This is a genomic window from Arthrobacter crystallopoietes BAB-32, assembly GCF_000328305.2.
GTDB lineage: Bacteria > Actinomycetota > Actinomycetes > Actinomycetales > Micrococcaceae > Crystallibacter > Crystallibacter crystallopoietes_A.
This window is the reverse complement of the sequence record NZ_ANPE02000105.1, coordinates 38,490-48,928: the sequence shown is the minus strand read 5'-3', so window position 1 is coordinate 48,928 and position 10,439 is coordinate 38,490. Positions and strand designations below refer to the sequence as shown.

At 65.0% G+C, this 10,439-nt stretch carries 6 protein-coding genes; 2 read left to right on the top strand and 4 right to left on the bottom strand.

Going from position 1 to position 10,439, the window contains the following annotated elements; translation table 11 throughout:
• Positions 1-170 precede the first annotated feature (170 nt).
• Positions 171-1,655 carry an APC family permease gene (locus D477_RS08220; protein WP_005268564.1) on the top strand — a complete coding sequence of 495 codons (1,485 nt, stop codon included), beginning with the start codon at positions 171-173 and terminating at the stop codon, positions 1,653-1,655.
• Between the two features lie 497 nt (positions 1,656-2,152).
• Here the strand turns inward: D477_RS08220 and D477_RS08215 are convergent, their stop codons facing one another.
• Entirely contained in the window at positions 2,153-3,535 is a 1,383-nt protein-coding gene (locus D477_RS08215; protein WP_005268563.1) for an MFS transporter, read from the bottom strand.
• 443 nt (positions 3,536-3,978) lie between these two features.
• Between D477_RS08215 and D477_RS08210 the strand changes: the two genes are divergently transcribed.
• A complete protein-coding gene (locus tag D477_RS08210) occupies positions 3,979-4,734 on the top strand; it encodes an IclR family transcriptional regulator (RefSeq protein ID WP_005268562.1) in 756 nt (251 codons plus the stop codon).
• 1 nt (position 4,735) lies between these two features.
• Here D477_RS08210 and D477_RS08205 read toward each other — a convergent pair whose 3' ends face one another.
• The 3 genes from D477_RS08205 to D477_RS08195 form a co-directional block, all read right to left on the bottom strand.
• Positions 4,736-6,079 (bottom strand): MFS transporter, encoded by a 1,344-nt coding sequence (locus tag D477_RS08205; protein ID WP_005268561.1) that lies wholly within the window; start codon positions 6,077-6,079, stop codon positions 4,736-4,738.
• A gap of 114 nt (positions 6,080-6,193) precedes the next feature.
• Positions 6,194-9,232: an AAA family ATPase gene (locus D477_RS08200; protein ID WP_043846166.1), complete on the bottom strand. Its 3,039-nt coding sequence runs from the start codon at positions 9,230-9,232 to the stop codon at positions 6,194-6,196.
• Entirely contained in the window at positions 9,229-10,389 is a 1,161-nt protein-coding gene (locus tag D477_RS08195) for an exonuclease SbcCD subunit D (RefSeq protein WP_043846164.1), read from the bottom strand. The genes D477_RS08200 and D477_RS08195 overlap by 4 nt, the downstream gene beginning before the upstream one ends.
• Between the last annotated feature and the right edge of the window lie 50 nt (positions 10,390-10,439).

Here is a 10,439-nt window from a genome sequence, read left to right as displayed (position 1 = left end):
CTTTCGCCCGAAAGGTGCGGGACCGCCGTCGTACGCACTTTTTTGTCCGGCTCCAGCCTCCCCACCGCAGGTATGCACGGGAAGACAAGTCCCGTGCTCCTATTGGCAATTGCTGCGGAGGTGACATCTGCCACAATCGGTGCATCTTTATTCTCCCGTTGGAGGTTTTAATGTCACAGCAACGCACTTTGCAGCAGGGGCAACCTGCAGCCGCGCAGGGCCTCAGCAAGCGCACCCTCGGCGTGCCCGCCCTGGTCTTCATGATCATTGCGGCCTCTGCGCCGCTGACCGTGATCGCCGGCGGCACGCCGAGCAACTTCGCGGTCACCGGGGTGGTGGGGATCCCGCTCTCCTTTATCGTCCTCGGCGCCTGCCTGGCTCTCTTCGCCGTCGGCTACTCGGCCATGAGCGCCCATATCCGCAACGCCGGCGCCTTCTATGCCTACATCGCCCAGGGCCTCGGAAGGGCCGCCGGTGTCGGAGCCGCGTGGGTGGCCCTCGTCGCCTACAACGCCATGCAGATCGGCATCTACGGCCTTTTTGGCTTCGCATCGGCGTCCTTCATCGGGAGCAAGATCGGCAGCGAAATCCCCTGGTGGGCGACGGCTCTGGCCGGCTTCGCGATTGTGGGCTGGCTCGGAGTCAACAAGGTGGACCTGTCCGTGAAGGTCATCGCCGTGCTGGTCGGCTTGGAATTCCTGGCCGTCATCGTCTTCGACATCGTGGCACTCGCAGTCCAGCCGGAAGGCGTCTCCGGCGCGGGCATGGCGCCGTCGAACCTTTTCACGGCGGGTGTCGGCGCCGCTTTGGCCTTCAGCATCGCGGGCTTCATGGGGTTCGAGTCCGCCGCGATCTACAGCGAGGAAGCCAAAGACCCCAAGCGCTCCATCGCCCGGGCCACTTACATTGCGGTCGCCGTGATTTCGCTCTTCTACGCCTTCTCGGCGTGGGCCACGACGATCGCCACCGGCCCCGGCCAGGTTGTTGCACGCTCGCAGGAGTTCGGCCCGGACCTGCTGTTCGTCTTCCTGACCGAGCACGCCGGGACGGTCATCGCCGACATCACCCAGGTCCTGTTCATCACCAGCCTGCTCGCGGCCCTGATCGCCTTCCACAACGCCGTCGCGCGCTACGTCTTCTCGCTCGGACGCGAGGGGGTCATTCCCCGGCAGCTCGCCTACGTCAGCCCCCGCAGCCATGCCCCCGTCGCCGGCTCGCTGGTCCAATCCGGCCTGGCCCTGCTGCTGCTGGTGGTCTTCGCCATTGCGGGCACCGGCTCGGAACTGGGGCCGCTCTATCCGGTCCTGACCTTCTTCACCTGGCTGACGAACACCGGCGCCTTCGGGCTGGTCCTGCTGCTGGTGCTGATCTCGGCCGCGGTGATCGGCTACTTCCGGAAGCACGGTGAAGGCTACTCAGCCTGGACCAAGCTCGTGGCGCCTGCCCTGGCTGTTGCCAGCCTGGGTGCCGTGTTCATCCTGATCGTGGTCAATTTCAATGTCCTGATCGGCTCCGATGGCCTTTCCACACTGTCGTGGCTGCTGCCGGCGATTGTGGTGCTGCCGGGCCTTGCCGGCGTGGGCTGGGGACTGCACTTGAAGTCCAGCCGGCCGGAGCTGTATGCCGGGATCGGCCACGGCGGCTTCGAAGACTAACGGGTCACATCCGTATCGAGCGCCGGACAGGCGGGCCGTTCCAATTGGCCCGCCTGTGACGGTTAAACAGAAAAGCCGGGGCTGCAGAGGTTGGGGGGCTGTGCAGCGCCGGCTTTTCCGCTTCCGGGCTCTCGTTCAGACCCGGGCGAACCGGCCGGCTTCTTCCCAAGCGCGGCCGTCGGATCCAGCCTAGCTTTACGGCCGCACAGGGGCGATGGGGAGAACTACCCATGCGATGTGCTTGACTGCAGTGGCACCTTCATTCGCAGCACTCAAAACGCACCCGCCTCGGCCGTCGGCTCGGGTTGCCGCCGCCAATCTTCCCACTGGGCGTGTCACCCAGCCCCTCCCCCCGCGCCCCATCTGCTGCAACTGGCACAGCCGGCGCCCCTCGCCGTCGTGCTTCTTTCCGGGAACGGCAGCAGCCGGGCTGCCGCGGAGGAGAATCCGCAGCAGCCCGGCTGCCTATTGCTGAACTTGCTGTGTCTGGTACCCCGTCAGCGCGCCTCGGGATGGCTGCGCAGGTACTCCTGGTGCGCCTCCTCAACCCGAAGGTTGGAGCCCCTGGTTTCCTTGACTACGGAGACGGCCACAAGGGAGATAACGGAGAGCACCGCAATGTAGATGCCGATGGAGATCGTCGTTCCGGTCCGGCCGAGCAGCAATTCAGCGATCATCGGCGCGAAGGCACCGCCGAGGATGGCGCCGATGGCGTAGCCGATCGAGACACCCGAGTAGCGGACGTTGGCCGGGAACATTTCGGCGTACAGGGCCGACTGCGGACCGTACGAGAGGCCAAGGCCGATCGTCAGGACGAAGGCAGCCACCGTAAACCAGATGATGCTGGCGGTGTCGATCAGCAGGAACATCGGAACCGACCAGAGCAGCACCCAAACGTAGCCGATCTGGAAGGTGCGGATGCGTCCGATCTTGTCCGATAGGATGCCGCCGTACATGGTGAAGACGAGCCAGCCGAAGGCCGCGAGCGTACTGGCCAGCAGCACCGCGGAACGGTCCATGCCGAGGCCGCCGTCGGCCGGCGCCTTGGTCGCGTACGAGGCGAAGAAGGCGATCAGGAGGTAGCCGGCCGCGTTGTTCGCAATGAAGATCAGGGCGGTAAGGATGACTTCCTTCCAGTTGTGCTTGAACAGCAGGCCGAGCGGGGCAGCCGATTCCTTCTTGCGCTCCTGCATTTCCTTGAAGACCGGGCTCTCATCCACCGCGCGGCGGATCATGTAGCCGACCACAATCAGCACAATGGAGAACAGGAACGGGATGCGCCAGCCCCAGGTTAGGAAGGCTTCTTCGCTCATGACAGTGGTCAGCAGCCACATCACGCCGGTGGCCAGGATCATGCCGCACGGCACGCCGATCTGCGGGTAGGCGCCAAAGAACCCTCGCTTGTCCCGCGGGGCGTGTTCAACCGACATCAGGGCAGCGCCGCCCCATTCGCCGCCGGCGGAGAAGCCCTGCAGGATGCGGAGCAGCACCAGCAGGATCGGCGCCCAGATGCCGATCTGGGCGTAGGTCGGCAGCACGCCGATCAGGGCGGTGGCGACACCCATCAGGATGAGGGTGAAGACAAGCATGAGTTTGCGGCCGAGCCGGTCGCCCAGATGGCCGGCGACAATCGCCCCCAAAGGGCGGAACAGGAAGCTGATACCCAACGAGGCCCACGAGATAATCTGTGCCAGTCCGGCATTCTCGGTGCCGAGCGGGGCGAAGTACAGGGAAGCCAGGACCATGCCGGCAGCCTGCGCATAGATAAAGAAGTCGTACCACTCAATGGTGGTGCCGACCAGCGTTCCGGCAAGAACCTTGCGCTCCTCTTTCCGCGTAGAGGCGTTCAGGTTGCCTGCCAGTTCTTCTGACGTTGACATGAAGACTCCGATCCTCCCATCGAAGATTACCGACAGAACGGTCGGTAATGTGACTGAAGCCATATTACACGACGGTGACAACCATCACAGCCTCTTCGCTAACGATCCTGCAACGGCGGCCTTCGTGCCTGCCGGCCTACAGACGGGTGTGGCGAGGGGTGCCCACACGCAGGCGAACCGGCAGCAGGCGCAAGAACGATAGCTTTGAGGAGGTGGCAGTGATAGGGGAGCGCTTCGGCGCAGAGGAAGGAGCGGTCCAGATGCACACGATGCCATGACCGTCGCTCGCCCCCTGGCAGTGGCGCTTCGGAATTTGCGCCCGGTCCGCGCGACTCAGAATGTTCTATAGTTGAACATCACGTACTGATATAGAACAATGATTCGTGTGAGCACAGGAACAGCCTGCTGTGCCTGTCCCTCAACAGCGATCGAAGGATGAACCAATGAGCCAGCGCATGCCCCCTGCGGACCTGTCGGTCAAGGAGACAGCGCCTGCCACGCCCAAGGGTCCGGCGCATTCGCAGACTCTCTCGCGGGGCATCCGCGCATTGGAGATCCTTGCCGAGGCGCAGGCGCCGATGACCATCGCTGAACTGTCGGAAGCGCTCGGGGTGCACCGGTCGATCGCCTATCGGATTCTGCGCACCCTTGAGGACCATTCCCTGCTGATGCGCGATTCCTCGGGGCGGGTGCAGGCAGGCCCGGGACTCGCAGCGTTGGCTCGAGGCGTGTCAAGGGACCTGCAGTCCGCCGCGTTGCCGGAGCTGACTGCACTGGCGAATGGCCTGGCGATGACCGCGTTCATAGCAGTATGGGACCAGCACGATTCCGTCACCCTCGTCACCGTGGAGCCACGCCACACAGCGGCCGCGCTTGTGCAGCGCCCGGGGACCCGGCATTCGTTTTCGACAGGCGCCCCCGGGATCGCCATCCAGTCTGCAATCGGGCGCGAGGAATGGGAGAAGCGGTCAACTGGCCAGCCGTTCCGGCCGGAAGCGGAACTGGCCAGGCAGATGGGCTTCGCTGTGAGCCACGACGAAGTCATCCCCGGGGTCTCTTCTGTCGCCGTACCCGTCAATGTGCCCGGACAGCTACCCGCCGCCGTTGCGGTGGTCTATATTCGCACGGACACATCAACCGAGGTCATTGCAGCCGCACTGCAGCGCGCCGCCGCCGCGATTGAAGCGGAATTGCGTTGACCTAAGGCTGGTCGACGGCGGTTGCCTTGCGACGGACGACAGCCGCCAGGAAGCCGAGGACGAAGAGCGCGGCCGCCGCACCTAGGGAAACGATGAACGCGGCGGAGTACCCGGCCGATTCCGCCACCGCTCCGGCAGCGGCAGAGCCGAGCGCGCTCCCGAGCACCACTCCGCTGGCCAGCAAGGTCATTACTGTGCCGAGCCGGTTCTTTGGCGCAACTACGGTACCGATGCTGAAAATCGTGACCATTGTGGGGCCGACCGGCAGTCCCACCAGGAGCAGGATCAGGATCATGGGCGCGACTTCTGTCGGCAACTGCAACAACGCCGTGAAGACAGCCATGGTCCCGCCGCAGACGATCCAACGCGCTGCATGATTCCAGCGGGCGGGCCAATAGGCAACGGACAGGGCGCCGAACGCCGATGTCAGGCCCAGCAATGCGTACAGCAGTCCTGCGGAATCCGCGGCGCCGAAGGTTCCCCCGAAGGCACTCAGCGCGTTCTGGGTGGACCCGAAGAACATCCCCATGGCGACCATGCCCAGCACGGGGACCGAAGTATAGAGCCAGTTGACTGGCGGCCGGCTGCGCGCCGCTGCGACAGCCGCCGGATGCCGGCGCTCCATCTTCCTGCCGATCGGCGCCACGGTGAACACAGTTCGATGGAGCGCAAAGGCCGGAACAAGCGTGACCGTCAGGAGCACAACAAGCGCGAATGGCAGCCATGGGGCAACGGTGGCTGCAAGGAGGCCGACCAGTGCCGGGCCCAGCACGAAGGTCAGTTCGTCCGCTGTGCTCTCGTAGGACAGGGCCGTATCCAGCGCCCGTTTGTCGTGGCGGGCCAGTGCCATCCAGCGCACCCGGGCCATGGGGCTTACCTGTGGACAGGAGGCGCCCACAGCCAGCGAAGCTGCGAGAACGGCGGGCATTCCGGCATCTGCCGGGCTCGCGTAGACGGCCAGCAGCAAGAGTGCGACGGCGATTGTATGCACCGCCGCCGACAGCAGCAGCACGGGCCGCTGGCCGTTTCGGTCGGCCAAGTAGCCCAGAAGCGGCGCGCCGAGTGCCGAACCAAGGCCTACGGCGCCGGCAGCGAAACCGCCGAGCGCGTACGATCCGGTGCTCGCAGTCACCATGGTTAATGCGCCGATCGTCAACATCGCCAAGGGCAGCCGGGCGGGAAATCCGATCGCCAGGAAGGACAGGCCCGCCAGTTCAGCGAGGCGCGCGTAGCGGCCCCAGGTTTTCCTTGGGTTGCCACCGCGGGCGTCCGCTTCTGCTGTGCCGGACGGCCGATCACCGGCGTCAGTTTGGGCAGGGATGCCAGGCTCGAAATGTTCGTTCATTGATTTTCCGTAGGTTTGTGCTGCGCATCGTCCCTACCTCCCGATACGCAGAACCCGGATACGCGAACCATCATACCTCCGGCGGCACCCCGTTCCGGCGGCTGCTGCCGGACCTCATTCCACGGCTGCTACGACCGTGCGCACACTTGAACCTTGTCGACCCTTTGCAACCTGCAACTGGGCGCCGATCCGCTGCTTCATCTCGGCAACATGGCTGACCAGGCCTACCACCCGGCCGCCGTCGCGCAGGCCTTCGAGGGCATCCATGACCTGTTCGAGGGACTGCTCGTCCAAGCTGCCGAAACCTTCGTCGACGAAGAGGGTCTCGATGTCCACGCCGCCGGATTCAGCTTGCACGACGTCGGCAAGGCCCAGGGCCAAGGACAGCGAAGCCATGAAGGATTCGCCGCCTGACAGCGTGGAGGTGTCCCGACGCAATCCGGTCCATTCATCACTAACATGAAGGCCGAGGCCGGACTTTTTGTTGCCAGACTTCGAATCATCGTGCAGGAGGGTGTACCGGCCGTCAGTCATCGCATTCAGCCGCTCTGAGGCTGCCGCAGCAATCTGCTCTAGCCTGGCCGCCAAGACGTACGTCGCCAAAGTCATCTTGCGGTCGTTATCGCCCAGCCCCCGGACACTATCTGCCACTGACTGGACCAGTTCGAACCGTTCGGCCGCGGGCCGCAACCGCACGAGCTGTTCCTGGAGCCGCGTCCGGTAGCCCCCCAGCTGCTCCTGCGCGGCCTGAAGCATGCCGTGCCGGACAGAAATCCGGCGCAGATCGTCCTCCAACCTGCGCACCTCGGCACGGGCCTCTTCTACTTGAGCCGGTTCAGGCAGGCCCGACCCGCTGCGCACAGCGTCCTGTGCCCGTAGGACAGCAGAGGATTCGCACAGCAGGCGAAGACGCTGGCCTGCCTCCTCGTAGGCATCCCGGCGTCGCCTCAGATCGTCCAGTTCCGGTCCCGCCAGGAGCGAAACGCGTGCGTCGTCCTCGGTGTCGAATTCCGACGCTTCTACGGCAGCCGCAACTTCATCCTCGGTGCTGTCCAATGCCCGGGCCGCATGCTCCCGCTGGACAAGCAGCTTGGAGCAGGTACCCACCAGCCGCTCCAGCTGCTCCAGACCCGCAATCCACTCCTCAAGACGCTCACCCTCAGGCAAGACTTCAGCCAATCTATGCTCAAGTTCGACAATTCGGGCCCGAGCGAACTGAAGTTCCGATTCCGCCGAGGCCTGCTCGACAACCACTTGGGAAAGCTGCCGCTGCAGCGACTGGACCTGTTCAGCGTTCGACTGCACTTGTTCCTGCAGCCTTTCCAGGCGGCGGCGGGCAGCGAGGGCCGCATCCAGGCTGTCCTGTGCAGCACGGACATCCCCTTGGGCTTCCGACGGATCCGTCGTGCCGCCGCGGGAGGCAAGTCCTGCGAGCTCCTGTTCCAAGGCAGAGCACGACTGCTGTGCCTCCGCGTAGCGAGCCTCGGCCTCGGCATGGCGGCGGCGAGCTTCGTTCTCGACTTCGCGAGTGACCAGCCCTCCGTGGTCCGCCACGGCCGGCTGCGGGTGTTCAATGCCGCCGCAGACCGGACATGGACCGCCTTGTGTCAGCGTGTCAGCCAGCTCCGCCGCGGCCTGCTCGAGCCGGCGTTCCAGCAATTGCAGCCAGCGCTGCTTCAACTCGAGTTGCTCGGCATTGACCCGGTCCCGCAGTTCCCTGGCTTCCTCAGTGCGGCGAAGGCAATTTCCGTAGTGGATTACGGCATCCCGGACTTGCCTGGCCTGGTCAAGTTTTTCCGACAGCAAAGCAGGGTCCAGCGGCTCCCGCCCCAAAGACTCGAGTTGCTGGCGGAGCAGGCCTCCGTGTTCCTCCGCCTCCCGCTTCCGGTTGGAGGCGGCTTCCGCCTGCTGCCGCAGGGCGCCAACGCGCTGCTCTTGGCGTCGCTGTTCCGCCTTGGCCGCTGCCAGCCCTTCGGCTTCAGGCAACATGGCACGAGACCGGCCCAGCTCGTTCGACAGTTGCCGGGAAATGCCCTCGAGGAGTTCCTTGCCGGAGTTGTCCGGCGCCGGACGATCAGCCGCAAACCGCGGGTACAGCCGATGCGCCTGGGCGGCGTCGGCGCTCTCCAGGAAGCCCTTGTCTGCTTGCTCAACCGCTTTGGCGGCCTGATCGCGGTGGCGCAACGGCGCCGCCAGCAGCTCGGCCGCACGGTGCGCTTGGAGGGTTGCGGTCCATTCGGCGTACGCCGGTGCCGCAGCCTCGTGCTCGGCCGCGAGCTTCTCCATGGCTTGCAGCTGTCGGGCGTCTGCCAGGGACTGTTCCTGCGCTGCGATGGTTTCGTTCCGGGCCAGGAGCTGCTGCCGCTGGGATTCCACAGACGACGACGCGCTGGCAACGGCATCCGCCAATGCTCCCTCGAGGGCAGGAATGACCTCCTCCACCGGCAAGGATTCGGCAGGCAACTGTTCTTCGGCCAAATACCGGCGGGCCTCGTCCAAGGCACGATCACGGAGTTGGGCAACTCCCGCCGCCGCCGCGTCGAAGCTGTTGCGGGCTTTCTGGGCCTCTTCGGCCATCAGCTGTTCGACGGTTTCGAAACGATCGGTGTTGAACAGCCGTTGCAGCAGCGGGCGGCGCTCCTTGGCGTCGGCCCGCAGGAAGGCGGCAAAGTCTCCTTGTGGCAGCAGCACGACCTTGGTGAACTGGTCCAGGCTCATGCCCAGCAGTGCCAGCAGTTCGGAGCCGGCTTCATCATTTCGCCACGTCTTGGCCACCCATGTGCCGTCTACTTTTTCCCGCAGCAGCGTCAGGGCCTTCTCCGGGACAGAGCCCTTCTTCGACCTGGCCGAGGGGCGGTCCCATTGCGGGCTGCGGGTGACCTCCAGCCGGCGTCCCCTGGCGCTGAACTCGCAAACAACTTCAGGGACGGCGTCTGGTAGAGCATGGTCGCTGCGCAACCGCTTGCCCTGCTGCCGGGCGCCAGGCACCGAACCGTACAGGGCAAAGCAGACGGCGTCCAGGATGCTGGTCTTGCCGGCGCCGGTTGGACCGTTCAGCAGGAACAGCCCTTGGCTGCTGAGCTCATCGAAGTCGATAACCTCACGTCCGGCAAAGGGGCCGAAGGCCTGGATCTCCAACCGATGGATCCTCATGCCGAGACCTCCGCTGTTGCGGCCCTGGCCAGCATGTCAGCAACAAGCGCGCGTTCCGCTGGGTCTGGCTCCCTGGACCGCACATGCTCCAGGAAGCCGCAGCACAGTTCAAGATCGTCCCGGGCTTCGGCAATCCGCCGGCTGTAGGTCATTGCGGCCTTGGCCGGCACCGATTCAGGTTCGAAGGCGAGGACCAGGGTCTCGGGGAACCGTCCCCGGAGGCGTTCCATGGCCTTGGCCGGACGGTCGTTGTCCGTCAGCGTGATTTGGCAGTATGCGTCCTCAGCCCACGAATGCTCAACTGAGGACAGGAGGTCGTCCATGGTCCCCCTCAGCACGGCTAGGCGCCGGGGTGCCGTCCAGTTAACCGGCTCCACTGTACCTAGTCCGTCCTCGGTGAATTCGACAATGAAGCCGCCCTTCTCATGTCCCGCTTCCGAGAACGAGTACGGCAGCGGGGAGCCGGAATACCGGACCGTGCTGCTGAGCTTCTGTCGCCCGTGCAGGTGGCCTAGCGCCACATAGTCCAGACCGTCGAACAAGTCGAGCGGGACGGCTCCCACGCCTCCGATGCTCAGGTCCCGCTCGCTGTCCGACGTGATGCCACCGCTCGCGAAGGTGTGTCCCATGACGAGGGAGTGAACGCGGCCCTTCGACCGTCTGGCCTCCAGGTCTGCCCGGACACGGTCCAATGCCGCACGGGTCACGGCGGTATGCGTGGGCGCGGCAGCTTCGAGTTCCTCCGAGTTGAGCCGCGGTTCCAGGTAAGGGATGCCGTAGACGGCCAGGGTTGCGCCGCCGAGGTCCAGTTCCACCGGTACAGCCAACTGGTCGATGCGGGTGCGCAGGTGCACGCCGCCGTGGGCCAGGATGTCCGAACCGAAGCCAAGCCGCGACGCTGAATCATGGTTTCCACTGGTGACGATCACAGCCGCTCCGGCCGCACGAATGCGCGAGAGTGTGTCGGAAAAGAAGTTCACCACATCGACGCCGGGCAAGGCACGGTCATACACGTCCCCGGCTATCAGCACGACGTCGATGCCGCGGCTCCTGACCGTATCGAGCAGTTGGCCAACGAAATGCTGCTGCGCCCCGAGCATCCCGACGCCATGGAAGGAGCGTCCGAGATGCCAGTCCGATGTATGCAGTAACCTCATGCTCCCAACGCTAACGGCGGGCTCTGACAGTTTTGTGCAGGCCACGGCGG